Source organism: Paenibacillus vandeheii, assembly GCF_030433635.1.
In the GTDB taxonomy this organism is placed as follows: Bacteria; Bacillota; Bacilli; order Paenibacillales; family Paenibacillaceae; genus Paenibacillus; species Paenibacillus vandeheii.
This window is the reverse complement of sequence record NZ_JAROCD010000007.1, coordinates 156,614-182,465: the sequence shown is the minus strand read 5'-3', so window position 1 is coordinate 182,465 and position 25,852 is coordinate 156,614. Positions and strand designations below refer to the sequence as shown.

Sequence of the window (25,852 nt, the reverse complement as noted above, 5' to 3'; positions counted from 1 at the left end):
CTTAAGCCACATCCTTCCGGCTAAAGTGCATCATACCCAGCAACATGATCAGGAGACCCGAACCCACACCCATACCTGCATACAGGAAAGGCTTTGAGCTGCTCCAAGCCATCTGTGCCCAAGCGAGCGGAAAGTTCGGTGAGATACTAAGTGCGAACATGCCCATTACAGCGAGTACAATACCAAACGTGACAGGAAGAGCCTGATTTTTGTTCACCATCGTAAGCCACAGCTCCAGTGATAACACCGGAAGCGCACCAGCCAGTGGCAGCAAACCCAGCTTGATTGCCTTGGACCAGGGAATCGCTCCAGCATCGAATCCAAGCACCAGTCCCAGACCAATAATTCCCGTAGTTAATAACAAACAGGAGATGATAAGAAGCATACAAGCGAGCAGAAATTTGGCCAGGTATACCGCAGGTCTGGTGATCGGTATCGCCAGCAGCTGCTTCCATGAGCCCTGTTCATGTTCAACATTTGCGATCATTGAGCTGAGAATTGTCGCCCCCAGCATCAACGCAAGCGGTACAAACACAACTACATTCTCCAGCAAACTCTCCCACAGATTCCCTGCATACAGTTCTTTCAGGTAGTCCAAACGCAATCCGAAGTTCAGAGCCTGCATAACCGTGAGACCAATAGGCGCCAGAAAAACGAGAAACCAAATGCCTTTGCCACGAATTTTGAGCCAATCGGACGATAACGCACGGCCCGTCATACCGTTGCCCCCTCACCGATGACCCGCATGAACAAGTCCTCTAAGGATTGACGGTGCTCTTCCACACGATAGACTGCATGGTCCTGCTCAACCAATCGACGAACCAGCAGTGCAATCGCGCTATTATCCATATACGGAAACGTGAGCGCCGCGCCTTCACGTTGACCGAATTGTCCCTGCTCTCTTGCCAGTTTCATCGCCTCTTCCGGCTCGGAGACCGTCAGCCGAATGGAGCTGCCCGTCTGGCTATGCAGATTAGCGATCGTATCCTGAAGGACCATCTTCCCCTCACGGATAATGCCGACCCGGCTCGCCATCTGTTCCACTTCACTCAGCAAATGGCTGGACACCAGCACGGTGATGCCGTGTTCCAGCGGCATGCGTTTGATTAACTCCCGGATCTCCTGAATGCCTGCCGGATCGAGTCCGTTCGTCGGCTCGTCCAAAATCAGCAGATCCGGCTGGCCCAACAGGGCACTCGCAATACCCAGGCGCTGTTTCATGCCAAGCGAATAACCTTTTACGGAACGTTTGGCATCCCGGGTCAAGTCCACGATGGAGAGCACTTCGGCAATCCTCGATTTGGGTACATCCAATATCCGGCGCAAGGTTTCCAGATTCTCCACCGCGTTCAGATGTCCATAATAAGACGGATATTCAACCAATGACCCTACACGTCGCAGAATGTCCATGCGATCCTTGCGGATATCCTTGTCGAATATACGGATGACACCTTTGGTCGGCTTGATTAAGCCAAGGAGCATGCGAATGGTTGTTGTTTTACCAGCGCCGTTGGGACCAAGGAAGCCGTAGATGTCTCCCTTTTTAATATGCAGATCAAGTTCACGGACCGCCGCACGGTCCCGGTATGTTTTCCATAAGTTAGCGGTTTGAATAATATTATCACTCACTGTTAATCACCTCGGATATCATCGTAACCTTCCAAGGTTAAAGCTGAAGTTGGCTGAAGTTTAAGTTTAGTTTAAAAAAATGTTATTTCAATTCACTTCCCGTTACCGTTCCATTATAGATATACACCCGCACACCTGTCTCGGAACTATCCACCTTCTTGCGCAGTCCCATCTCACGAACGAGCAGATCCACAATCGACAGGCCAAGTCCTGTTCCTTTCGTTTCCGATTCATGCTGCATGCCCGGACCCTGATCCCGGATGACCAGAGCAGTTCGTCCCTGAATCTGCTCAGTGGATATACCAATGTATCTTCCTTCCGTCGCATAGCGGATCACGTTCTGGAACAGATTATCGAGAATCCGACGCATTCCCTGCTCATCTACCTGCCACATCAGAGGTTCATCCGGCAAATCAATATCGATGTCGAATTGTTCTTTCTCCCAAACGGGATACCACGCTGCTGCCGCTTCCCTGACAATACGGAGTATATCCCTTTCTTCCAGATTCAAGGTGTACTTCCCGCTAGTAAGCAAATTGTACGATAACATGTTGTCGATGAGTCCACCCAGGTCTTCCATCTTTGCCTCCATGCGTCCCAATGAACTAACGCCCTTGTCACTAAGCGCTTCTTTATGCAGAGCATGCATATGTCCACGAATGACAGTCAGGGGTGTACGCAGATCATGAGAGAGCCCGGCAATGAGACGTTTGCGCAGCTGCTCTTCCTCCTGTTCCCGGTGACGGCTGTCCGTTAGCTGATGCACCATCTGGTTGAATGATTCTTCCAGCTGTCCGATCTCATCAAATCTGCGAATATCAACCGGAAGTGGAATGCCCTCCTTGCCCGGGGTCATCATCGCGGTCTGCAACCGGATGAGCCGCTTGCGAATCCGCGCGAAGAACAGGATCGACATGACGATGAAGAACAAAAAGATGATCATCATCAATGCACCCAAATACAGAAGCTCCATAGGCCAGTTATCCTGCGGTTTCTGCAATAGCGTACGGGGCACCTCAATGACCATGAAACCTTGTCCCTTGTCCTTGCTGTTTCCTCCCACAAAAGCAACTACCGTCAGGGGATCGCGATAGAATGCCTCCTTCATAAATTGCAGCGTCTGGGACACATTCCATTGTGCAGGAATTTGCGTCTTTTCTGTTTTCAGATCGTCCAACGTCCATTTTAACGTCGTTATTTTCGTATTATTAGATGAAGACTCGGATACAACTACCCCTTCGCCAGGCAAAATAAAGACGGTTTTCCCGTTCTGATCCACACGGTACATGGAAGATAGAGGATACTTATGGTGCAGCTGCTCCATGCGTTTATCTATTGCTGCCGGAGTCGCCCCATCCAGCTTCTTCGCAGCCTGTGACCAGAGGTTACTAATATGAGTGGAGTCTCCATAAGGTGCTGCATTGCCTGTATTCGATTGGTTCACCACCACCACATAAATCACGGATACAATCGGAAGGACGACCGGAACAAACAAAACCGCACACAGAATGAGGATAATATAACGGGACATCAGGGACCGACCGAAACGAAGCTTGCGTTTGCCCGCGAAATGCCGTTCCTTTCCTCTTCGTTTCTCCTGTGTTCCTCGCATGCCGGACTTCCTCATCATGGTTTCTTCACGCGGTACCCTACACCACGAACGGTCTGGATGATCGTAGGGTTCGCCGGATCACGCTCCAGCTTCTCGCGCAGATGACGAATATGTACCATTAATGTCTTGTCCCCGTCCAGGTAAGGCTCATTCCAAACGGCTTCATAGATCTGCTCTTTGGTCCGAATCATGCCCATATGCCTGAGCAGATAAGCGAAGATATGAAACTGTTTCCCCGATAAAATAATTTCTTCCCCCGTCTCCTCATTCACGATTCGGTTATCCTTCTCGTAGATGGACAGGTGATCCAACTTCACCACGGTATCGGCTGAGATCGCAGTCCCTGCCTTCCGAAGCTGGACTTCAATCCGCGCGGCGAGTTCATCCGGATGGAACGGCTTGGTTACATAATCATCAGCAAAATCAAGCCCATGCAGCTTGTCATCAATGGACGTTCTGGCCGAGAGCATCACAACGGGAACGGTAGGATGTTCCTTTTTGAGTCGCTGTCCCACCGTAAATCCATCCAATCCCGGCAGCATGACATCCAGAATAATCAACGAGCAGCCTCCGGCTGCTTCAGCCGCGCCTTCGCCACTTGCGAGCCATACCACTTCATAACCTCGCTCCTCCAGGTCATCCCTGACCCATGTGGCAATCTCGGTATCGTCTTCAATATATAACAACTTCGTTTTCATGCGCGTATTCGTTTCCTTTCTGCACCCTTTGGGTTAATAATATTTGAAACATAATCAAGCATATTGTTTGTATAAAATGTACGAGTTGATCACCATACAACTATGGATGTCCTTTTATTTTAAATTATACCTTAATCAACCGCTTCGCATAATTCATGCAAGGGGCCAAAGGTTGATTCAACAACATAAGCATGTTGCATACATCCCGGGATTGATCTGCATCGAATGCTGCGACTTGCTCACATACTACGTGTGTATACGACGGGAGGAGATTCAAATGCTGCTGGAAGCCATCTATCATCAACCGAAACGGAATTGGGCCTACGCCTACGATAAGGATACCATTCGTCTGCGTCTGCGTGCCAAAAAGAATGATCTCACCGAGGTACATGCCCTGACCGGGGACAAATACGCTTGGGAACGTACCAAAGAGTTGATTCCTTTAACCAAATTCACCTCCGATTCCATGTTCGATTACTATGAGGGGGAAGTAAAGCCTCCGTATCATCGGCTGAAGTATTCTTTTATGCTGAAAAATGGTTCCGAACAGATTTGGATGACCGAAACGGATTTCCAGGAGCATGAACCCGACGATCCCGGTCAAATGTTCCAGTTTCCGTACCTCCATCCTGGAGCTGTATTCACACCGCCTGCATGGGTAAAGGATGCGATTTTCTATCAGATCTTCCCTGAACGCTTTGCCAATGGCAACCCGGATCTCGATCCTGAACATGTGGAACCCTGGGGTGGCGAGCCAACCCCGTTTAACTTCTTTGGCGGTGATCTTCAGGGCGTCATCGACCATCTCGATTACCTTGAAGAGTTGGGCATTAACGCCATTTATTTCACACCCATCTTTGAGGCAACGACCAATCATAAATACGATACCGAAGATTACCTGCGAGTAGATCGGCATTTTGGCGATGCAGATACAGTCAAACGGCTGGTTGAACTATGCCATAAACGCGGAATCCGTGTGTTGCTGGATGCGGTGTTCAATCATTCCGGGAAGACGTTTGCGCCGTTTGTCGATGTGCAAAAGTACGGGGAGAAGTCCAAATATAAGGACTGGTTCCATGTGCATGAATTCCCGTTGGATGTGAAAGATGGCATTCCTACCTATGAAACATTTGGCTTCGAGGCTCATATGCCGAAGCTGAATACGGAAAATCCTGAAGTGAAGGCATATCTGCTGGAGGTCGCCGAGTACTGGATCAAGGAAGTAGGCACGGATGGCTGGCGGCTGGATGTCGCGGATGAAGTGGATAATGCATTCTGGCAAGATTTCCGCAAGGTGGTCAAGGCTGCAAATCCGGATGCCTATATCTTGGGTGAGGTATGGAATGAGTCCTCCTCCTGGCTGCAAGGCGACCAGTTCGATGCCTCGATGAACTATCCGTTTACGGAAGCGGTAAATCGTTTTTTTGTAAAAGGTGACATGCACGCTGACCAATTCGCGAACTCCATCGGTCGACAGCTGTCCCGCTATCCGCTGCAAGCCAGCGAAGTGGCGTTCAATCTGCTGGACAGTCATGATACACCACGACTGCTCACCTTATGTGAGGGCGACCAGCGGAAGATGAAACTGGCTGCGCTGTTCCAATTCAGTTATATGGGTGCCCCGTGCATCTATTACGGGGACGAGATTGGACTGGACGGCGATCATGATCCCGGTTGTCGGAAATGCATGGAGTGGGATGAGGCAAAGCAGGATCGCGAGCTGTTCACCTTTTATCAGAAGCTGATTGCACTTCGCCATGCCCATCCTGCCCTGCGTGCGGAAGGCAGCATACGTTTCCTGCAAGCCCGTGAGGGCGGAAGTCAGCTTTTAATGGAACGACAGGATGATAAGGAACGCATTCTGATCCTGTTCAATCGTTCGGAAGAAACGGCTATCGTCGAGCTGGAGGCGGGCGCCGGGGATTGGACGGAGTTATTTGGGGAGAATTATCGAACAGCCAAGGAAAAGGGAATCCTGGCCGTTGAGCTGCCCGCATATGGATATGCTGTACTCAGCACAGATATCGTGTAGCAGCTTGATGTTGTTATGACCTTGGAGTTTGCTACATTGAAAGCAACGCAAATAAGCGCTCGCAGACCTGTGATGGTTCTGTAGAGCGCTTGTTCTGCGTTATGGATGGATGATCCGATCGATTCATTTCACGATTACGACTGAAATTTACTGTGGCGTGGATAACTGCTGCTTGAGCAATTGAATCGTGGCCTCATATTGCACAAGCCCTACTTGCATACATAAACGCTGTGAAGGCGATATTTGTTCCCCAAGTTGCTTCATCTGGCGCTGCAGCTCGGCATACAGCAATTCTTTACGATTCAGCTCCGCCCGGACCCACCCTGTGACGGTATCTTCATCTGCCAGCTCTCCGAAATACAGACGCATCAGAAAATCAGAACGGAACACTTCGGCTTCCAGGGGACTCATCAAATAGGTACTGAACTCCGCAGAACCTTCCGGTGTTAATGTATACACATTTTTGTCAGGTTTTCCTTCTTGTCTAACGGATTCCTTGGTCAATAACCCTGACTTTTCCATCTTCGCGAGTGTGGGATAAATGGTGCCGAAGCTCGCATCGAAGAAAAACGAAAAATATTGTTCAAAGTACTGCTTGATCTCATATCCGGAACATGGCTGATTGTGCAGTATTCCGAGGATGACATGCTGTGTGTTCATCGGTGTACCGCTCCTTTCCAATTCCTCTTAACGTATCACATCCTCCCTTATACGTTCAACATCAGCAGGCATCTGCGATTGAGTTCCCAAGGGATGAAAAATGTTTGTCATCCATGGTCAGGCGAAGTCAGGTTCCCAGCCAGAGCGGCAGGAGCAGCAGCAGCTTTGGATTCTAAAGGAATGCCGGATTGTGCAGGACTCGAGCGTTTGATCCACGTGCACACCACACCCAGAACCAACGTCGCCGCTCCAATCACCACCAGAAGCAGAACATCATGACTAATCCCGCTGCCGCCAAGCACCAGATTCATCATGCCCTCCACTGCATAGGTTGCCGGTAGATAATGACCGATCTGTTGATAGAAATCAGACATGACATCACGCGGAATGGTTGCGCCCGATGACAACATCAGCAGAGGCAGCAAAGCACTGTTTAACCAAGCCCCGGCATTTCCAAGCAGCAACAAGCTCAATTGCGCGACGAATAGAAAAGATAAGGTAATCAACAACTGAAATAGCCATAACATCCACCATCCATCCGCTGATGATACACCCATAACATGCATCATCCCGGCTCCAACGAGCGATACGATAAATGCAGCACCCAGGTTGATGATATTGCGTGCCCAGAAACGCTCCCATTTTCCCGCCTTGCTACTTAGTTCTCCAGACACTTTTTGCAGATTCATACCAAGCAGCATCGCACCTGTAAACGTAGCCGTCACAATCAGCATCGGCACCATCGAAAAGGCAAAGTTTTGAACTGGATTCAGCCGTTCCACTTCTGCCTCCACCCGGGAAGATAACCCCAGCGCCAGCGCATTTGCCTGATCGGAAGCCATACCCGATTGATCCAGCACTCCACGAATGCCATTTTGCTGTACTTCACGGTTCAACGTCGCTGTAACTTGTGCGGATACGTTCTGCATCACACTTTTCACGGTAGCTACGTTGGATTCATTCATCACATACTTCACCTTCACCGGTTGCGATAAATCTCCCGCCTGCTGCATGAAACCCGATGGAATCTCAATAATCATGTATACATCCCGGTCGGTTAACAGCTGTCTGGCTTCTTCCATCGATGCGGATGGTTTGATCACAAAGCCAAGTCCTGCTGCAAGAGACTTGGCTACATGCTCAGCCTCAACCCCATCTTCATTCACAATGGTCACCGCAAGCTGAGTCATCCGTGCATTAACCTGATCATACCCACTAAGCCAGATGGTATTAAAAAAAACCTGGAATAATACGGCCGTAATCAACCCGACAATCGTAGCTCCATTTTTCATAAACAGAAGACTCGTTTGAAAAACACGTTTCATCTTATTCATCTCCTTAGGTTGTATTACGTTATTTAGCTTTTCTATATATCATATTGATATATGTCAGTTATTAATATATCTAATCGATACATAAACATCAATACCCATTTATTTTTCTTTTTTTGGAACAGCAAAAAAAAAAAAAGCCGATACGCCTCTTCATCAGGAAGAATTCGTATCGGCTTTCATATCAAGATGGGAGCAGCATCGACGTTTATGATCCAGACTCCGAGTTAATTCAGTTCATGTTCGTTCATGGTTGTCATGCCTTAGGTTCAGGTTTGTTTTCAGCAGGGGACTCAGACTCCGCTTCAACTTCAGGCTCTGCACGCTTTGCCTTCGGTTTGGCGAGCTTCTCCATCATTTTCCGTCCCGTTGGTGTTTGAGCCAGCCCACCTTGGGCCGTTTCACGGTGCCTGCTTGGCATGGCACTGCCTACTTCAAGCATGACATCAATGACTTCGTCAGACGGAATGGCACTTCGTACCCCGGCCAGCGCCATGTCGGCCGCAGCCAACGCGGTTACGGCACCCAGTCCGTTACGGATGATGCACGGAATTTCCACGAGGCCTGCGACGGGATCGCAGATAAGGCCCAATGTGTTTTTTAACGCAAGACCTACTGCATGAACCACTTGCTCCGGCGTCCCTCCACGCAGCTCCACCATCGCTCCAGCGGCCATGCCGATGGCAGAACCCACTTCAGCCTGACAGCCGCCCTCGGCACCGGAAATAAATGAATTGTTGGCAATGACATAACCGATCGCTCCCGCACAGAACAGACCGTTCACCAGATGCTCGTCACTCCAGCCAAAACGCTCCTGGGAGCTGATAAATACACCTGGAATGATACCACAGGAACCGGCTGTCGGTGTCGCTACGATTCGGCCCATGGATGCGTTCACTTCCGATACACAAAGGGCATACGCCATGGCTAGTGCAGATGCATCTCCAGAGCAAGTCTCGCCTTTACGAATGTACTCGGCCATTTTTTTGCCGTCTCCGCCAGTCAAGCCGCTGCGTGATGTCGTATCTTCTGTCAGCCCTTTGTGCACAGCTTCCTTCATCACCTGATAGTAATCCGACATCTGCCGCACAACATCCGCTTTCGGGATATTCGTCTCCTGAACCTGCTCTTCGATCATCAGCTCGGCAATGGTTTTGGACTCTGCTGTACAGATGGTATTCAGTTCATGTAGATGTTTAAACCGCATCCGGCTCGACCCCTCTCTTCAAATCAATCACGCGAATGTCCAGCATATGATCCAGCGACCGCAGACGGTTTAACATCTCAGGATTCGGCACACCATCCATCTCCATCGCTGTCAGCGCTTCACCATCCCGGGCTTTCCGATCCACTTGCATGTACCCGATGTTCACACCTGACGAACTGATTGTGGAGGTTACGGAGGCGAGCACCCCTGCTTTGTCCGAATGGCGCAGCACAAGTGTCGGAAACTCTCCGCTGATCTGTACACGAAAATCATTCAATGCATGTACCGACACACTACCACCACCAATGGAAGCACCGATTAGTGAACATTCGCGGTCTCCGTGCCATAACTCAATTTTGACCGTATTAGGATGAGGAGCAGGCAGACCACTTGTAAAAAACTCCACCTCCATACCCGCTTCCTCTGCATATTGCTCTGCATCCGGTATACGGGGATCATCGGTTACATAATCAAGCAAGCCACCGATCAATGCGAGATCCGTACCATGCCCCTGATACGTATCGGCGAAGGAGCCATACAGCGTTAAACGGGCACGTTCAGGCGTGCACCCCAACCACTGACGGGCAATTCGACCCAATCTTGCTGCTCCAGCCGTATGTGAACTTGATGGACCTGTCATGGACGGACCAATAATTGAAAAAACGTCTTTAAAACGCATCGCAAACCCTCCATTTATAATCGTCATTTTCATCCAGACATACACCCATAATGTTCCTTTATTACTGAATGATGACATAAGAAAAGGACAGAAGAAGGCCTTAAGGCCCTCTCTCTGTCCTCGATACCTGAGAGTTTCATGATAAGAAGCGCGGCGGATTGATGCATGCCCTGTATTCACAGGTAATGTCCCCTGCACACCGTGCTGCTTGACCATATACCCCTTGGGTGGCGCAGATCGCGCACTCTCCAGAGTTGCGTCCAACGATGGTACATTTACCTGAGAGATTAACCACTGCGCCGGGTGCGTAGCAGCTTGCTCCTTCGGTGCCCGACAGCTGCCTTTTTACTCGGCATGCCCAGGACTCTCCCGCTCGCTATCATTCGCTTGTATGGAACCATTCTGATCGTGTACCAGAACGATAATTGAAGTTTTTATTACTTTCTCATTAAGATTAATCGACCGGAAGATCAGTGTCAACAAACTTAACGATTTCTTTGTGAATATTTACTTTTTTCCATTTCATACACAGAATAAATCAACAATTTGTAAACTTTTATCACATGAATGTGTTAATGCGTTTCATTCAGAAAGCGTATACATTCGTTTGTTTCTATGAGCAATATCTGTGATTAGTACTATCTATGTTAAGATCCACAGAACGGTTCGGGTATTCAGGCAACCATTATTCTGTACTAGAATTGCCGTATTTCTGCCTGTCACCCCACCACCGCCTTGGGCTTCGCCGGTTCATCGTAATACCTGCTTCGGGAAGGAAACATGCTCGTCACCCACAATCCCAACGCTGCCAGCACCATCACACCAGATACAACCGTATATACCATACGAAGCGACAACTGCTCTGCCACCACGCCTGCAACCAAAATGGAAACCACCTGCAGCACGCTTAACACCAGTCCAAGTATACTGCTCATACGGCCCATCAGATCGACAGGGATATTATTTTGATAAAAGGTAACCAGGCCCGTATTCGCCAGTGCCGAGCACAGACCAAGCAGAATAAAAGCAAACGCCGCCAGTTCAAACGAGAACGAACGGGCGAACAGGAAATAACCTAGCGCGACCAGAAGCACACCGCCACCCATCATGTGACGGATCGGCAAATGTTTGGCGAACAGCCAAACCAGCATGGAGCCTGCCAAATAACCAATCCCCGTGATACTCATCAAAGCTCCGTACTGCGATTCAGGCAGGTTCATCACCTGACGGATAAACACCACTTCCTGCGCATCGAGCGACATGCCGACCACCAGAATGATCTGAAACAGGGCATATATACCGACCACGTAGCTCGACTTCCGGCTAAAGCTCAGTACAGCCTTCCAATCCTGGGCAATCAACCAAGGTGTCAGCCTGTTTCCCTTCCCTTGATTCTGTTCTCCAAAGCCCAATTTGGGAAGAAACAATAGAATCACAGCAGAAGCAGCAAAGGAAACCGCATTGGCATAAATGGCTGCAGCCGGAGATAAATATATCAGCATCACTCCCGCGACTGCCGGACCGGTAATAAATGCACCTGAGCTGATTAGGGCTTGCAAGGAGTTGAAGCGCTTACGCCTTTCAGCGGGTACCAGCCGGGTAATGTACACCTGAGAGGAAGGGACGAATATGGAGGAAGACATACTGATCAGAAACATCACTGTATACATCATCCATAGGCTGGACATCAGGGGGAGCGTTGCCACCAACACTGCCCTTAGAATATCAGCACCAATCATCAACTGTCGCTGATCATAGCGATCAATCAGACTGCCTGACCATAACTTCGTGCACACCGAAGCAATCGGCGAGATAATCCACAATCCTGCGACTGCCGCCGGGGACTGTGTCATATTCAACACCATCAGGTTAATCGCCACAATATATATGAAATCACCCAAATTGGATATGCCCACACCGCCAAGTAGCAATCCGGCATGCTTCCAGCCACCAGACGGACTCTTCGAAGCAACTCTTTTTTCATGAATGTTATTCATAGCGCTTCCCACCCAACAGAATTCACAAATTATAACTCATAGAAGATACTCTCATTGTGTACATAGGGTCTGCAAAATTTGCTGCAAATAAGAGGCATTCGCTCTTTCATCCATTCGTACCTTGACTCATTCTCCATCTGAAATGCGAAATAGCCAAACGTAAAGATTAGCATGAACCCTTCCATTAACCGAATATCACGGTTCGTCAGTGGTTCTGTCTGCTCCGTATAACCTGATAGGAAGATATCCCGTTCCTCCCGATTGAATATCGTAGCTGCCCCGCCGGCATCAAAAAGATAGTAGCCATAACCGTATAAACAAAAATCAATCATGGATATGCCCTGATCCGTCACCAGCAGATTGCCGCGGGTAATATCCGCGTGAATCACTCCCCAGGTCTCGGCAGTGTGCGGATACGTTTCGAGTTGCCTGTTAATGTTCTCAAACGTCTCACGGATCAGATCGAAATCTTCAGGAGTAAAGATGCCACGTCTAACGCCCTCCTCCAGCTGCTCCAACATGACCAGATTCTCTTTGATCGAGCCGTAGGCAGGCCTTACTCCCGTTGGATCCAAGGCGGGGCTATCGGTATAGACCTCTGGGATGATCGCCTTATCAGCGTGCTGTTCATGGTCATTCACCTGCAGTCCGCCTTCAGACTTCTGTGAACCCACCTGTGGCTTGGGAGCTTCCTCTGGTCTTCGTCCATATTGATGCAGCGTCTGCAACTGTACGCCCAAATTATGAATCTGTGCTGTCGTCAGACGTTCTCCCTGTTTGATATCCCTGCCCTCGATCCATTCCAGGACAGTACAACAGATCTCTTCTCCTGCTTCGTCCAACCAGGCAGTGACCCACTCTCCCGATGTATTGCGTACAGGTGTCTGCACTCGCAATGGGCTGTTAGCCCGTAATTCATGAAGCAGATTCATCTCCGCTTCAAGAGCAGGTCTTGTATGCTGGATGCCCGTCATGCTTGCAAAAGCGGCTTTATGTATACGCAATAAAAACTTCTGTCCGGTTACATCATCCACCACCTGGTACGTTAGATTTTCATTATGTCGGATAAAGGAAACGGATGGCTTTTCTATAGAATAAAGCGAAATAATTTCAATTGCCATGATGTCATGGGATATCTTATGGGTAGTTATGATCCACATCTCCTTCTCTTATCAAATTAAAGGTGGCGCTTACAAATATCGTAGCATGATTGTTTTTATTTTGGCAAACTATTCCATATGTAGAATTACATAAAAAAAGCATAACCCCCGAACTGTCTCGCCCGGGTGTTATGCTTCCTTCTATCTCTATAGATCTATCTCTATCTCATACTCCATCCAATATAACAATTAACCGAAACGTCCCATAATATATTCCTGCGTCAGACGGTTGTCCGGGTTGGTGAAAATATGCTCCGTATCTCCGTGCTCAATCATGCTTCCCAGATAAAAATAAGCCGTATAATCCGAGATGCGTGCCGCCTGCTGCATGTTATGGGTAACGATCACGATCCGCAGCTCTTTCTTGAGCTCCGAGATCAATTCCTCCACCTTGCCCGTAGATACCGGGTCAAGCGCAGATGCCGGCTCATCAAGCAGCAAAATCTGCGGATCAACCGACAACGCGCGAGCGATACAGAGCCGCTGCTGTTGTCCACCTGAAAGGGCCAGTGCAGACTCATTCAGTCTGTCCTTCACTTCGTCCCAGAGCGCAGCGCGACGTAGGCTTTTTTCCACAATTTCATCCAATGCCTTCTTACTCTTGATACCACGGTAGCGGGGGCCAAACGCGATATTGTTGTAGATGGACTTGTGGAACGGGTTGGGCTTCTGCCACACCATGCCAATCTTTTGGCGAAGCTTGATCACATCCGTACCCGGCTCATTCAGATCATTGCCGTCCATCCAGATATGTCCCTCCGTACGGGAACCGGCAATCTCGTCGTTCATCCGGTTCAACGACCGCAGGAACGTGGATTTACCACAGCCGGATGGGCCAATGAGGGCTGTTACACTGGCTTCAGGGAAAGTCAGGCTGATCTGCTTCACAGCCTGAAAATGCCCATAATATATGCTTAACTGTTCCGTACCGAAAGGTATGGCCATGTTGGTTCCTCCTTATTTCGAAGCTGTCATTCGGCGGTAGACTACCCGACCGATCCAGCGTGCACTCAGATTGAACGCCAGCACGAGAAGTACAAGCACGGCTGAAGCGCCAGCTGCTACTTCTTTGGAGTCTGGGCCAATGCCTTCACTGTTTACTTTCCAGATGTGCACCGCCAGCGTCTCTGCCGGACGCAATGGATTGATCGGCGATCTTGGACTCGTTGGATTCCAGTCCGTGAAGTCCAGCGGTGGACTACTCATACCCGCTGTGAACATCAGAGCTGCTGCTTCACCGAAGATCCGGCCCGATGCCAGGATCGTACCCGTGATTAAACTGGGCAATGCAACAGGCAGCAGAATGGAAGTGATAATCTTCCATTTGGACAATCCGAGTGCAAGACCCGCTTCCTTCTGCTCTTTCGGAACGGCCCGGAACGCTTGCTCCGTTGTCCGTACCATGAGTGGAAGATTGAATATAGCCAAGGCCATGGCACCCGATAACAGGGAGAATCCGAGACCAAATGTATTAACAATCAGCAAGAGTCCGAACAAACCAATAACGATAGACGGGAATGAGGATAACACTTCCACAACCAATCGAATAAAGCTTGTAATCCGGCCAGGCTTGGCGTACTCGGCCATATAAATACCGCCGCCCCAGCCAAGGGGGATGGTAATAATCAAGGTCAGAACAAGCAGGAAGATCGAGTTGAATAATTGCGGTCCAATCCCGCCTCCACCTTTGAGCAGCTGTGGTGCACTGGTCAGGAAGTGCCAGTTAATCTGCCCAATTCCACGTACCAAGATGAAGCCAAGCAAACCGAGCAAGAGAACAACAATGAACAGGGCCAGAACAACGATGATGTAAGTTGCTATTTTATCAACCGTTTTAGCCTTCATTTTCATACCCGGTTCCTCCTTTCAAGCAGGCGAACCAGAATGACGAAGACAAAGGTCATCACCAGCAGGACAAGCGCCATACTCCACAGTGCATTATTATGAACAGATCCCATCGTGGTGTTACCCATACTCAGTGTGATTACACTCGTTAACGTTGAAGCCGATTCGAGCAGGGATGTCGGCACATGCGGTGCATTACCGATAACCATCTGTACAGCAAGAGCTTCACCAAATGCGCGAGCCATACCAAGTACAATACCTGTCAGCAAAGCTGGAAGAACCGTAGGGATAATGACACGATAGATCGTTTGCCAGCGGGTTGCACCCAGTGCATAGGACGATTCACGCAGACCTTTTGGCAGTGCAGACAGTGCATCTGCCATAATACTTGTTACGGTAGGCAAAATCATAACGGACAGAACCAAACATCCGGCTGCAATCCCGACGCCGGCTCCGCCAAACATGCTGCGCAACAAAGGAACGATAACACTGAGACCGATAAACCCGTATACAACGGAAGGAATACCGGACAGCAGTTCAATCGCAGGTTGCAATATTTTTTTACCTTTACCCGGTACAATCTCGGTCATGAAAAGCGCTGCACACAAGCTAAGTGGACTTGCGATCAGGGCAGCAAGCAATGTTGTTATGAATGACCCCGTAATGAACGGTAAAGCTCCAAAGGCAGCGGGTTCCCCCGTTGGATTCCACGTTTTGCCGGATAAAAATTCGCGCAAACTTACGCCATCCTGGAAAAAGGTCGATAAGCCTTTGGACGCTACAAAATAAACGATGGAAAACATGACAACGATCAGGAAAACGACACAAATCGACGTATAGATCCGTCCCGTCCACTCTTCCCAATAATGCTTTTCTCTCAAGGGCCGGCGCGGTTTCAACTTGTTGTTCATTACCGTTCCCCCTTCGGTCTGTTCCATAACAACCATCCTTCTATAGTAGAATTCATGCAAAATATGGGATAATTCCAGAGCAAACCGCGCAAAGAGGCAGGACCTGGGTCCGCCTCTCTCGCTGTATGCGCAAGTTCAAAGATTATTGAGTCACAGTACCTGCTGCGTCACGTTTTACTTTCATGCCGGATACTGGAATGTAACCAAGCTCCGTCACGTCGTTTTGTTGAATTTCGTCACTCAGGATGTAGTCGAGGAATGCTTGTGTTGCTGCATCCGGGTCACCTTTTGTGTACATGTGCTCGTAAGCCCATACCGGATAAGTTCCTGCTTCAACGTTCTCAACTGTTGCTTCTACACCTTCGTATTTCAAAACTTGCAGGCTGTCATCCAGGTAGGACAGAGCCAGATAACCGATTGCGCCTGGCGTTTCAGCTACGAGCTTTTTAACTGTACCGGAGGAATCTTCCTGAATAGAACCTTGGATATCTTCAACTTTTGTTCCCAGTGCAAAGTTCTCGAATGTTGCACGAGTACCGGAGCTGCTAGGACGGTTTACGATAACGATGGCTTGATCTTTACCGCCAACATCTTTCCAGTTTGTGATTTTACCAGAGAAAATGTCGATCAGTTGTTGCTTCGTCAAATCTTGTACACCTGCATCTTTGTTGCTTACTGGTGCAATTGCTACAACAGCTACTTGGTGATCTTTCAGTTCGCTTACTTTTGCTGCGTCATCGATCTTCTCTTCTGCAAATACGTCAGAGTTACCGATTGTAGCTTGTCCGTCGGATACTTGTGTCAAACCAGTACCACTACCGCCACCTTGCACTTGTACCGTTACGCTCTTATATTCATCAACTGCCATAAATTTTTGTCCAGCTTGCTCTACCAGAGGTTGCAGTGCTGTTGATCCAACAGCCAGAATGTTTCCGCTAAGTTCAGTAGCAGTTTCTCCTGTGGAATTATTGCTTCCCTCTGTACCAGCGTCATTTTTCGATCCGCATGCTGCGAGTACCAGTACGAACGTTAAGGTCATCAAAATGAACGGCAACTTTTTAAACATGTTTTGTTTTCCTCCCCCAATTTAGTGACGGTGATTTGCTTTTATTTTTGTTCACCATCAACTCTTTATTCATTGTAGTTTCGTTATGTCATCTCAAAATCAATGTTTTGTAAACGCAGTGTTAAAAATGTTTGCTGTGGATTGAAACACATCTGAGACAAATTGCTTGCTGAAGTGGTTGCTTCGGGAACGGACGTTGCTTCAATCCGTATTGTGTCCAGATTTTTATCACTTAATGAATAAATCGCTAATATTTTCGGGTGGCCGTTCCGGTTACGGATCGTTCTTCCGATCGCTGTTGTCTCCAATTTTTTTTGATCTGATATTCATAATGTTAAAATTCGGAGACAAAGGCGAACGCTGCCGCTTCTTCAGAATCGATTCCGTCCCCTCCACTACGTTCGGTGTTTTATCTACCTATCAAGAACAAAAGATAATTTTGATCTTTTCTTACAGGGAAAATCCTTACACAGAATAAGCTTCGCTTTTACACAATCGTTTCGTTCCCTGCGCTGTATCAGCACTGGTTGTGTCCCAGGCATTTTAATCCTCAGCCTGGGGGATGGCAAAAAGAAAAGGCCAGCAATATAGATGCTGGCCTTTGTGTACATCCTTTAATGTAGAGAGAGAATTATTTCTTCTATAGAAGAAATAAAAAAACTGCTTCATAGCCAGTGTGGAGCACCAGCGCATGAGAGCAGCTTTTTACAACAAGTTGGATCACAGGATGATTGCTAATGTAAAATACGATTGTACTAACCCAAAATCCATAACCATAACGCCAATCCGGCCAAGGTAATTAAGAGTGTGGGAATGGTTAAGATGATGCCTGCCTTGAAATAATATCCCCATGTGATCTTCACACCTTTGCGGGATAACACATGGAGCCACAGTAATGTGGCAAGTGAGCCGATTGGTGTCATTTTGGGGCCTAGATCAGATCCAATAACATTGGCATAGATCAGCGCCTCACGCACAATGCCTTCGGTATGTGCACCCTGAATCGCTAATAGGTTAATTAACACGGTGGGCAGATTGTTCATTACGGATGACAACACCGCTGCAATCATGCCCATGCCAATTGAAGCAATGAGCAGACCATGGTCTGCTATCGCATCAAGCCAGCGGCTCAGGTAATCGGTTAATCCGGCATTGCGCAGTCCGTACACCACGATATACATGCCCACCGAGAACACCACAATGGACCATGGAGCCTCCTTGATTACGCGTTTCATGTTCACAGCTTCGCTCTTTCTGGCTAATATGGCGAACAAAAGAGCCACTGCACCGACGATAACGGATACCGGAATCGGCAAAAACTCACTGGATGCATAGGCAACTAGCAACAGCACCAGCATGAACCAGGCGATGCGGAACATCCGCGGATCACGAATGGCTTCCTGTGGATCACGTGCTGATGTGATATCGTAGCGAAGCGGGATGCTTTTTCGATAAAACAAGAACAGCATCCCTGTACTCGCCACGATGGAAAATAGATTCGGCACAACCATCCGCACCGCATATTCCACAAATGTAATACCGAAATAATCGGCAGAAACGATATTGACCAGATTGCTGACAACCAGCGGCAACGAAGTTGTATCCGCGATAAATCCACTAGCCATAACAAAGGCGAGCACCATACGCTCATCGAACTTCAATGCCCGTACCATCGCCAGCACAATCGGGGTAAGAATTAGCGCTGCACCATCATTGGCGAAGAGAGCGGACACCGCCGCCCCGAGCAAAATGGAATAGATGAACAGCCTGCGGCCATTTCCTCCTGCCAGCCTTGCCATATGAAGAGCAGCCCATTCGAAGAAACCTGTCTCATCGAGTATTAGCGAGATCATGATGATACCAACAAAAGCCAGGGTTGCATTCCATACAATGGAAGCTACATCAGATGCATCGTTCAGACTGACAACACCACATATTAAGGCTAGCAAAGCCCCGCCCATGGCGGACCATCCGATGCCCAATCCACGAGGTTGCCAGATAACCAGCGTGATGGTCAGGACAAAAATAAGAATTGCAACATATGTCATAAAGCCTCCTGCGCCCACTATGCGCCCGCTATATTCATCATGTTTGGAGCATGATATGTGAATGGTCTGCCAGATATGATTACACCGCAATTCATACGCGTAAACCACGATATAGTTATACAGGGCTGCAGGAGAAAAGTCTATCTTTATTTCCTTCTAATCTCTATAGAAACTGGGTGAAATATATCGTCTAACGGTTAGGACTTGTCCCCATTTTTCGCTGTGTCCTCCACCATTTTGAACATACCCAGCAACCCTTGTAATTGCTCCGCCATACTGTTCAGATGTGCTGAAGACGAAGCGATCTCCTCTACAGATGCCAGCTGTTCCTGAGAAGATGCCGAGACCGATTCCGTATTTGCAGCAGATTCTTGGGTCACGATGGAGATATCGTTCATTGCTTTGGCAACGTTGGAAGCGCCGCTCTCCAGTTGCTTTGTCGTTTCGGACAAATCATCCAGCGTATGAGCAGCATCCTCCACAGCCTCCCGAATCTGAGCAAAGGATTGTCCAGACGTGTTCACAGCTTGAAGTCCGTCTCCAACCCGTGTCTGAGCTGCTTCCATAGCGCTCAGAGCAGCATCCATATCCCGACGAATATTATGAACCAATTCACCAATTTGTGCTGCCGAGCTTCCCGATTCTTCCGCAAGCTTGCGTACCTCTCCCGCTACGACAGCGAAACCACGACCCGCGTCACCCGCTCTAGCCGCTTCAATGGAAGCGTTCAGCGCTAGCAGGTTGGTCTGCTTTGAGATTGTGGCAATCACATCTACCATGCTGCCAATCTCAACGGATCGCGCATTCAGTGATTGGATCACCGTCGCCAGTTGTTCCACCGTTTCCTGAATGCTATTCATCTGCTCCACCGCCTCACCTGCAGCTTCATTACCTGAATAGGCAGCTCCGGATGTATGCCGCATGTTCGTTGTAACGGATTGCACACGCTCGGACATCATGCGAACATCTTCCGCCATTTGGCTCATTTGTCCTGATCCATCTGTTACACTCTTCACTTGTTGCTCGGCACCCTCGGCAAGTTCCTGAATCGCCATCGTTGAGTGCTCAATAGCTTTGGTCGTTTGATCCGCACTAGCGGATAATTCCTGTGAGGAGGCAGAGACCTGCTCTGCCGTCTCCTGTACACCAAGAATCATCATGCGCAGATTGTCGACCATCCGTTCGAAATACTTCGCCAGCTCGCCAACTTCATCTTTGCGTTTGGTCTCCAATTTCACCGTCAGGTCGCCTTTACTTACGGCTCTCGCGGATTCCTGCAGACGCTTGATCGGACGCAACATAGAACGCGTAAGCCAAATAATGAAGACCAGCGTAAGTATTGTGGCAGACAGGATAACGACTATAGTAGCCACCCGAATGTCTTTACTTGCATTGGATACTTCACTTTGGAACATTGTGCCGCCAATCTTCCACCCGGTTTCCTCATTAGTAGAGAAAATCATCGTTTTGGGATCATCATTATAGATATAACTAAACTCGCCTTCCTTGCTTTCATACATCTGATCCAACGCTGTACTTTGTTCTTGTGTACCAGCTTCCATGACTGGAGACACGATATAATTTTTGTCCGCATCCATGATGATGACATACCCTTCTTTGCCAACCCTAATGGATGCCTGTTCTCGCAGCTCTGTCAGATCCATGGACAAACCAACAACACCGGATTGATCATCAAGCGTTTTGGAGACAAAAACAACAGCAATGCCGTCCGTATTCTTGGATACTGGTGAAACTACTGGCGTGCCTGGCTTCTCCATTGCAAGCTTGTACCATTCCCGTTCCCGGGGATCATAAGCGGACCCCTGTGAGCTTCCCGCAGATTCCTTACCACGAACCATGACTCCCTCTTTGGTTCCCACAAAGATATTTAAAGCATCCGGATGTAAACCCAGATACTGTTTCAACTTCATTTCAAGCTCAGAGCCTTCAGTTTGTCCTTTAATCATATCTTTCTTAATCAAGCTGGCAAAATAATTGATATCATACACCTTCGCATCCACATGTGTGCCAATGATTGAATTCGTTGTGTCTACACTTTGTTTGGCACTGTCCATCAATTGGTCTTCCACCGTATGATCCGCGATAAGGAGCGTAACCATTCCAATGGTTAGACTCGGCAAGAGCAGCACCGCCAGAAAGGATACCAATAATTTGTTCCTTATGCTCCAGACGAAGCCTTTTTTCTTTTTGTTTTTCTTTTTCAGTTTATTATCTTTTGGCTTGGCTGACTTGCTTGCTGCCTTTTCTTGTTCATTCCCCCGAATGTTATTCATCTTGCTTCTCCCCCTCCAAATATAAATCTGCCCTTTTTCTTTTTATGTAGGACCTCTCCAACCTGATTAAATACGGTGTCCTATAGAGACCGCTGTAGTCTGAAGGCCTATCCTATATATCGGCTGAATGAGCATATTTATTTGATTGTGAAATGTACAGGGCATGCCAAACAAGCCACTCCGATGATGCGAAGTGACTTGGGGGGTACATCCATAATTTATTCCATTCAGGCAGAGGTTTTTCCGTAGGGACCTTGTGGTGGGTATGCTGTTGGCTTACCAAAGTAATACCCTTGGGCCAAGTCGATACCCACGGATCGACAAAATTCAAATTCCTCGAATCGTTCGATCCCTTCCGCGAGTACCCGCCCGCCAAAACGGCGTGACATTTCAACTATATCGATAATTTGCTGCTGTTTCGTCAAATCCTGATCACAACGATCAATGAGACTCCGATCTATTTTGACAAAATCCGGCTCCAGCCGATTCATTACTTCGAGTGTCGAGAATCCGGCCCCCACGTCATCCAAGGCAACCGACATTCCATGAGCACGATATACCTCAAAAATACGCTGCAAGATGGACATGTGCTGAATCTGTTCCGTTTCCACCACTTCAAACACAAAATCCTTAGGATCTAGCGAAAGGCGTTCAATCGTCTCAAACGTGTGCGTCAGGCAATATTCGGGGTTATAGATGGAGGAAGGTAAGAAATTCACGAAACGTTTGACACCATGCGGTAAAAGAACGGCACTCGTCTCAATGGCAGCAATACGTGCTGTCCGATCCAGAAAAGAATGCAATCCGGTATCCCGTGCAACTTCGAATAATTCATATGCACTGAAGGACCTACCTCGTTCAGCAGGACGAAGTAAAAATTCAAATCCGATAATCTGCTCCGATGCATCTACGATCGGCTGCATATGACTGCTAAATTGATGTTCCAAGATAATGGAAACCAGATCAGCATGCTTGAGGCGAGCTTCCTGCATGGAAAGACTAATCCAGCTATCGTCATTTGCCTGGCCATACAGTGGAGTGACCTGAACCATTAACGTATCCGGCAGGGTCGCTTCAATCTTCAGGATATCCTCAATACAACGCTCTACAGATTCAAGGTTCAAAAAATGCATCCAGATGAATTCTTCTGAATATTCAACATGTCTTTCCTGCATTTGCAGTGCTTCCAGCAAAGCGGGGGAAATGGGACGCATATACAGGGTACCTTGATACTCTATAGGATGAATTGGACTGCAGCCACTGCAATTCATGTAGAACCCCCTTGCCAGTTTGTGATTCTATCTCATTAATGATTAATAGTATATACCCAAAGTTTGTAAATATTATAGCACGGGTTTACAAATTTATCTCTACTGTTTTGATGACTCCAACTATGATGGTTACTGATGCATCAACAGTTCAACATAGCATGAAGAAGACCGACAGTCTAAGACTGTCGGTCTTCTTTTACCGCTAACTACTCTTAAGAAGCGGGAATTACGATTTTCTGTCCAACTTTCAGGTTGTGCACATTTGTAATTTTGTTAGCAGAGACAAGCTTGCGCCAGTCCACACCATATTTCAAACCAATGCGATAGAGATTATCTCCTTTTTTCACTACATATACCACTTTGCCGCCTGCTGGTTTCTCAGGTTGTGGCTTAGTTGTAGGTTTAGTTGGAGTTGGGTCTGGCTTCGTAGGCGTTGGAGTAGGCTCCGTGCCTGTTTCTGGAGTCGTTGCTGCTTCTCCTGTCAATTTCAAGCCATACTCAGCAAAACCGTCTTTGTTCGTCCCGATGAAGGACATCGCCGGGTTCGCTTCCACCAATGCTTTGGCATCTGGGGAAGATGCAAATACCACTTCAAGGTCGTTAAGAGCTGCTGCCGTTACACCTGCGGAAGGCTTAATTGGTGCAAGCGACCAGTTGCCGTCAGCCGTTGGGTTAATCGTTTTGTTCTCACGGATGTAATCAATGATAACCTGACGGTTCTCATCCGGTGCAGCCAAGACGATTCGTTTACCGTCCGGGTTAGCCAGTTTGGACGAAGAAGCACGATAGTTATTCGTTGCTACGATGAATTTTTGAGCTGGATCAACCGGTTTGCCATTGAAGCTCAGATCTTTAATACGGTTAGCCGATGCATTGACAATCGTTGCTTTGCCATCGTATTTGGCTGGTTGAGTCACATCAATTTGGTACGTGACACCATCGATAACGTCGAAGTTATACGTTGGGAAGTCCATATTGACCAGCTGTTGCTGTCCGCCTTTAGCCGGATCGATCTGATTGAATTGACCAGCAGACCATTCCAACCATTCTTTCAGCTCAGCACCATTAACCATAACGGCATGTACCGTATTTGGATACACGTACAGGTCAGCTACGTTTTTGATAGCAATTGTGCCTTTAGGGATATTCGTGTAATACGAAGCACCTGAACGTCCGCCTGCTTTGAACGGAGCTCCTGCAGACAATACAGGGATATCTTCATATTCTGTTCCTTGCAAATGTTTTTCGACATACCATTTCTGTGCATTCGTTACAATCTGAATGGATGGATCATCCTGAACCAGTGCAAAGAAGCTGTTGATTGGAGCTGTTGTTTCGCCAACTGGGCCACGAACATACTCAAGCGTACCTTCATGTTCGTCATGAACAGCATCAACGATCTCTTGATCCGCATCTACCAGAGCTTTTTTGTTAGCTGTGTCATAGATAGGGCGTGCTTCCACCGCGGAGTCTACCACTTTCCATTTGCCGTCTACCTGTTCGAGGTCCAGATCGATAATCCCGAGGTGGTCACCCCAGAAGCCTGGTTCAACGGAAGGAACACCATTGATTGTACCTTTTTCAAGATCTACACCTTTTTTACCGGCAAAATCCGCGCTCGGGAATACTTTGTGGGCATGTCCGAACAGAATGGCATTAATGCCTTCAACCTGGCTCAAATACAATACCGAGTTTTCCATCAGATCCGTTTGCGGAATATCTTCAAAACCGGAGTGAGGAATAGCCACAATAATGTCGGCACCTTCAGCCTTCATTTTAGGGATGAATTTTTTTGCAGTTGCGATAATGTCTTTGGCAATGACTTTGCCTTCCAGATTAGCGCTGTCCCACTGCATAACTTGTGGCGGTACAAATCCGATAACACCCACTTTGATGGTGTGCTCTTTGCCACTCTCGTCGGTCACTTTTTTGTCTAAAATTTTGTATGGAGTGAAATAGTTTTTGTCATTCGTCTCATCGTCGTCACCGTCATCTACATATACGTTGGCATTGATGTAAGGGAAGTTCGCACCTTCCAGCGTCATGTCAAGGAAGTCCAAACCATAGTTAAACTCATGGTTACCGATGTTTCCTGCATCATAATCGAGCAGGTTCATCGCTTTATATACAGGGTGAGTCTCACCCTTTTTGAGTGGATCAATCTTCGCTACATAATCGCCAAGCGGGTTACCCTGAATCAGGTCACCGTTGTCGAACAGCAAGCTGTTCTTTGCTTCATCACGGGCTTTTTTGATCAGTGTAGCCGTCTTCGCCAGTCCATACTGGTCTGTCTCTTTGTCGGAATAGTAGTCATAGTTAACTAAGTTGTCGTGAATGTCTGTTGTTTCCATGATCCGCAATTTAACCTTAGTAGCGTCCGCAGCCGATACAGGTACCGGAAATACCGCAAGCACGTTTAATGCAACCAAAGCGGCAGTCAGGCTCGATAATACTTTTTTACTCTTTCTCAAAATAACCCCTCCCGGTTATGAACATTGAATCATGCATTAGTGAGCAAACGAATAAGCGCAGAAATGCGAAAGATCTCATGGGTTGTGCGTACTGATTTTCTGATCGTATGCATCAGAATTTCAAGTTAGTTTATCTCACATGAACATCTATTCATATCTGTGCGTATCGTTTACATTCCAAATCATAACGTAATGTTTAGCCATTGAAAAGCATTATTTTTTACGTTATCCGCACATACATACCCTAGTTTACATTATCATGCGTGATTTCGACATTTTTTGCATGTTTTTGGATGAAAACAGTTTACACACTCTGTTAAAAACGTATATTACATGTGTCTTACATCTATATCCATATTAGCTGAATCCGTTCATACCAAAAAACCGTGAAGCCTTCTGGCGTTCACGGTTGGCTATGTCTTTTCCAAGTAGTGGCACTGCCCCCCACTATGAAAAGGTGATTTTCAACATTTAAATTACTGCTCCCACACCTGATGCTCATGATCTTTGCCAGTGTATTCAATCCGATTGGGGGTAATGTCCAAAATGACATAATTGGGATCGTTCGGGCCGTCAAACCATGCTTTTAATTCATCATTCCATACCTGTTCACGCAAACCTTCATTTTTCGTCACTTCACAAGTTCCTTCGATCTCGACTACTTCCTTGGAGCCACCCGCTTCATAACCTAGCAAAAGGCTGACGTTCGGATTGTTCTCCAGCTCTTCTACCTTGTGCGTACGACGGTTTGTCGCCAGATGAATGTTCATTCCATCGTTAAAAAGCGCCATATAGCGAGATTTCGGTTTACCGTTCTCCACCGTGGAGAAACTGCAAAAAGGGTTGTTTTCCAATGCTTTTACAATGTTTTGTTCCAATTCAGTCTGGTTCATGGGGATTGCTCCTTTCGATTTGGGGGATATTTGAAGAACTCCTGTAGG

At 47.7% G+C, this 25,852-nt stretch carries 20 protein-coding genes and 2 riboswitches; of the genes, 1 reads left to right on the top strand and 19 read right to left on the bottom strand.

Annotated elements, in window-relative coordinates:
• Position 1: 1 nt before the first annotated feature.
• The 4 genes from P5G61_RS15515 to P5G61_RS15500 form a co-directional block, all read right to left on the bottom strand.
• Positions 2-718, bottom strand: coding sequence for an ABC transporter permease (locus tag P5G61_RS15515; RefSeq protein ID WP_301247366.1), 717 nt, complete (start codon positions 716-718; stop codon positions 2-4).
• Positions 715-1,629, bottom strand: coding sequence for an ABC transporter ATP-binding protein (locus P5G61_RS15510; RefSeq protein WP_024632223.1), 915 nt, complete (start codon positions 1,627-1,629; stop codon positions 715-717). Before P5G61_RS15510 ends, P5G61_RS15515 begins: the two co-directional genes overlap by 4 nt.
• An 82-nt stretch (positions 1,630-1,711) precedes the next feature.
• A complete protein-coding gene (locus tag P5G61_RS15505) occupies positions 1,712-3,241 on the bottom strand; it encodes a HAMP domain-containing sensor histidine kinase (protein WP_301247365.1) in 1,530 nt (509 codons plus the stop codon).
• Between the two features lie 14 nt (positions 3,242-3,255).
• A complete protein-coding gene (locus P5G61_RS15500) occupies positions 3,256-3,939 on the bottom strand; it encodes a response regulator transcription factor (RefSeq protein ID WP_079348744.1) in 684 nt (227 codons plus the stop codon).
• 277 nt (positions 3,940-4,216) lie between these two features.
• Between P5G61_RS15500 and P5G61_RS15495 the strand changes: the two genes are divergently transcribed.
• Complete coding sequence (locus tag P5G61_RS15495; protein ID WP_301247543.1) at positions 4,217-5,971, top strand: alpha-glycosidase; 1,755 nt, start codon at positions 4,217-4,219, stop codon at positions 5,969-5,971.
• Positions 5,972-6,118: 147 nt separating this feature from the next.
• On the opposite strand, the gene P5G61_RS15490 is transcribed toward P5G61_RS15495, so the two are convergent.
• The 15 genes from P5G61_RS15490 to P5G61_RS15420 all read right to left on the bottom strand — a co-directional run bounded on the left by P5G61_RS15490 (position 6,119) and on the right by P5G61_RS15420 (position 25,804).
• Positions 6,119-6,631 (bottom strand): PadR family transcriptional regulator, encoded by a 513-nt coding sequence (locus tag P5G61_RS15490; protein WP_024632227.1) that lies wholly within the window; start codon positions 6,629-6,631, stop codon positions 6,119-6,121.
• A 107-nt stretch (positions 6,632-6,738) separates the two neighbouring features.
• A complete protein-coding gene (locus P5G61_RS15485) occupies positions 6,739-7,956 on the bottom strand; it encodes a YhgE/Pip domain-containing protein (protein WP_301247364.1) in 1,218 nt (405 codons plus the stop codon).
• Positions 7,957-8,218: 262 nt separating this feature from the next.
• Positions 8,219-9,169: an L-serine ammonia-lyase, iron-sulfur-dependent, subunit alpha gene (gene sdaAA / locus P5G61_RS15480; RefSeq protein WP_024632229.1), complete on the bottom strand. Its 951-nt coding sequence runs from the start codon at positions 9,167-9,169 to the stop codon at positions 8,219-8,221.
• Positions 9,159-9,848 carry an L-serine ammonia-lyase, iron-sulfur-dependent subunit beta gene (sdaAB, locus tag P5G61_RS15475; RefSeq protein ID WP_024632230.1) on the bottom strand — a complete coding sequence of 230 codons (690 nt, stop codon included), beginning with the start codon at positions 9,846-9,848 and terminating at the stop codon, positions 9,159-9,161. Before sdaAB ends, sdaAA begins: the two co-directional genes overlap by 11 nt.
• Positions 9,849-9,960: 112 nt before the next feature.
• Positions 9,961-10,102, bottom strand: a riboswitch (glycine riboswitch).
• A gap of 4 nt (positions 10,103-10,106) precedes the next feature.
• Positions 10,107-10,230, bottom strand: a riboswitch (glycine riboswitch).
• A 337-nt stretch (positions 10,231-10,567) separates the two neighbouring features.
• Positions 10,568-11,845 carry an MFS transporter gene (locus tag P5G61_RS15470; RefSeq protein ID WP_301247363.1) on the bottom strand — a complete coding sequence of 426 codons (1,278 nt, stop codon included), beginning with the start codon at positions 11,843-11,845 and terminating at the stop codon, positions 10,568-10,570.
• A gap of 29 nt (positions 11,846-11,874) precedes the next feature.
• Positions 11,875-12,966: a phosphotransferase enzyme family protein gene (locus P5G61_RS15465; protein WP_301247362.1), complete on the bottom strand. Its 1,092-nt coding sequence runs from the start codon at positions 12,964-12,966 to the stop codon at positions 11,875-11,877.
• A gap of 228 nt (positions 12,967-13,194) precedes the next feature.
• Complete coding sequence (pstB, locus tag P5G61_RS15460; RefSeq protein ID WP_024632233.1) at positions 13,195-13,950, bottom strand: phosphate ABC transporter ATP-binding protein PstB; 756 nt, start codon at positions 13,948-13,950, stop codon at positions 13,195-13,197.
• A gap of 12 nt (positions 13,951-13,962) precedes the next feature.
• Positions 13,963-14,850, bottom strand: coding sequence for a phosphate ABC transporter permease PstA (pstA, locus tag P5G61_RS15455; protein ID WP_301247542.1), 888 nt, complete (start codon positions 14,848-14,850; stop codon positions 13,963-13,965).
• A gap of 2 nt (positions 14,851-14,852) precedes the next feature.
• A complete protein-coding gene (gene pstC / locus P5G61_RS15450; RefSeq protein WP_301247361.1) occupies positions 14,853-15,761 on the bottom strand; it encodes a phosphate ABC transporter permease subunit PstC in 909 nt (302 codons plus the stop codon).
• 142 nt (positions 15,762-15,903) lie between these two features.
• Positions 15,904-16,827, bottom strand: a complete 924-nt coding sequence (locus P5G61_RS15445) for a phosphate ABC transporter substrate-binding protein (protein WP_301247360.1) — start codon at positions 16,825-16,827, stop codon at positions 15,904-15,906.
• Positions 16,828-17,582: 755 nt separating this feature from the next.
• Positions 17,583-18,875, bottom strand: a complete 1,293-nt coding sequence (locus P5G61_RS15440) for an arsenic transporter (RefSeq protein WP_301247359.1) — start codon at positions 18,873-18,875, stop codon at positions 17,583-17,585.
• A gap of 197 nt (positions 18,876-19,072) precedes the next feature.
• On the bottom strand, positions 19,073-21,169 hold the full coding sequence (locus P5G61_RS15435) for a methyl-accepting chemotaxis protein (protein ID WP_301247358.1): 2,097 nt from the start codon (positions 21,167-21,169) through the stop codon (positions 19,073-19,075).
• Between the two features lie 227 nt (positions 21,170-21,396).
• A complete protein-coding gene (locus P5G61_RS15430; RefSeq protein WP_301247357.1) occupies positions 21,397-22,440 on the bottom strand; it encodes an EAL domain-containing protein in 1,044 nt (347 codons plus the stop codon).
• Between the two features lie 212 nt (positions 22,441-22,652).
• The gene (locus tag P5G61_RS15425; protein ID WP_301247356.1) at positions 22,653-24,911 is read right to left on the bottom strand and encodes a bifunctional 2',3'-cyclic-nucleotide 2'-phosphodiesterase/3'-nucleotidase; all 2,259 of its coding nucleotides are present in this window, start codon (positions 24,909-24,911) and stop codon (positions 22,653-22,655) included.
• A 476-nt stretch (positions 24,912-25,387) separates the two neighbouring features.
• The gene (locus P5G61_RS15420; protein WP_076290637.1) at positions 25,388-25,804 is read right to left on the bottom strand and encodes a pyridoxamine 5'-phosphate oxidase family protein; all 417 of its coding nucleotides are present in this window, start codon (positions 25,802-25,804) and stop codon (positions 25,388-25,390) included.
• Positions 25,805-25,852 lie beyond the last annotated feature (48 nt).

Coding starts and splice junctions, on each gene's coding strand:
- P5G61_RS15515 (WP_301247366.1), bottom strand. CDS start 718: ATGACGGGCCGTGCGTTATCGTCCGATTGGCTCAAAATTCGTGGCAAA.
- P5G61_RS15505 (WP_301247365.1), bottom strand. CDS start 3,241: ATGCGAGGAACACAGGAGAAACGAAGAGGAAAGGAACGGCATTTCGCG.
- P5G61_RS15500 (WP_079348744.1), bottom strand. CDS start 3,939: ATGAAAACGAAGTTGTTATATATTGAAGACGATACCGAGATTGCCACA.
- P5G61_RS15495 (WP_301247543.1), top strand. CDS start 4,217: ATGCTGCTGGAAGCCATCTATCATCAACCGAAACGGAATTGGGCCTAC.
- P5G61_RS15490 (WP_024632227.1), bottom strand. CDS start 6,631: ATGAACACACAGCATGTCATCCTCGGAATACTGCACAATCAGCCATGT.
- P5G61_RS15485 (WP_301247364.1), bottom strand. CDS start 7,956: ATGAAACGTGTTTTTCAAACGAGTCTTCTGTTTATGAAAAATGGAGCT.
- sdaAA (WP_024632229.1), bottom strand. CDS start 9,169: ATGCGGTTTAAACATCTACATGAACTGAATACCATCTGTACAGCAGAG.
- sdaAB (WP_024632230.1), bottom strand. CDS start 9,848: ATGCGTTTTAAAGACGTTTTTTCAATTATTGGTCCGTCCATGACAGGT.
- P5G61_RS15470 (WP_301247363.1), bottom strand. CDS start 11,845: ATGAATAACATTCATGAAAAAAGAGTTGCTTCGAAGAGTCCGTCTGGT.
- P5G61_RS15465 (WP_301247362.1), bottom strand. CDS start 12,966: ATGGCAATTGAAATTATTTCGCTTTATTCTATAGAAAAGCCATCCGTT.
- pstB (WP_024632233.1), bottom strand. CDS start 13,950: ATGGCCATACCTTTCGGTACGGAACAGTTAAGCATATATTATGGGCAT.
- pstA (WP_301247542.1), bottom strand. CDS start 14,850: ATGAAGGCTAAAACGGTTGATAAAATAGCAACTTACATCATCGTTGTT.
- pstC (WP_301247361.1), bottom strand. CDS start 15,761: ATGAACAACAAGTTGAAACCGCGCCGGCCCTTGAGAGAAAAGCATTAT.
- P5G61_RS15445 (WP_301247360.1), bottom strand. CDS start 16,827: ATGTTTAAAAAGTTGCCGTTCATTTTGATGACCTTAACGTTCGTACTG.
- P5G61_RS15440 (WP_301247359.1), bottom strand. CDS start 18,875: ATGACATATGTTGCAATTCTTATTTTTGTCCTGACCATCACGCTGGTT.
- P5G61_RS15435 (WP_301247358.1), bottom strand. CDS start 21,169: ATGAATAACATTCGGGGGAATGAACAAGAAAAGGCAGCAAGCAAGTCA.
- P5G61_RS15430 (WP_301247357.1), bottom strand. CDS start 22,440: ATGAATTGCAGTGGCTGCAGTCCAATTCATCCTATAGAGTATCAAGGT.
- P5G61_RS15420 (WP_076290637.1), bottom strand. CDS start 25,804: ATGAACCAGACTGAATTGGAACAAAACATTGTAAAAGCATTGGAAAAC.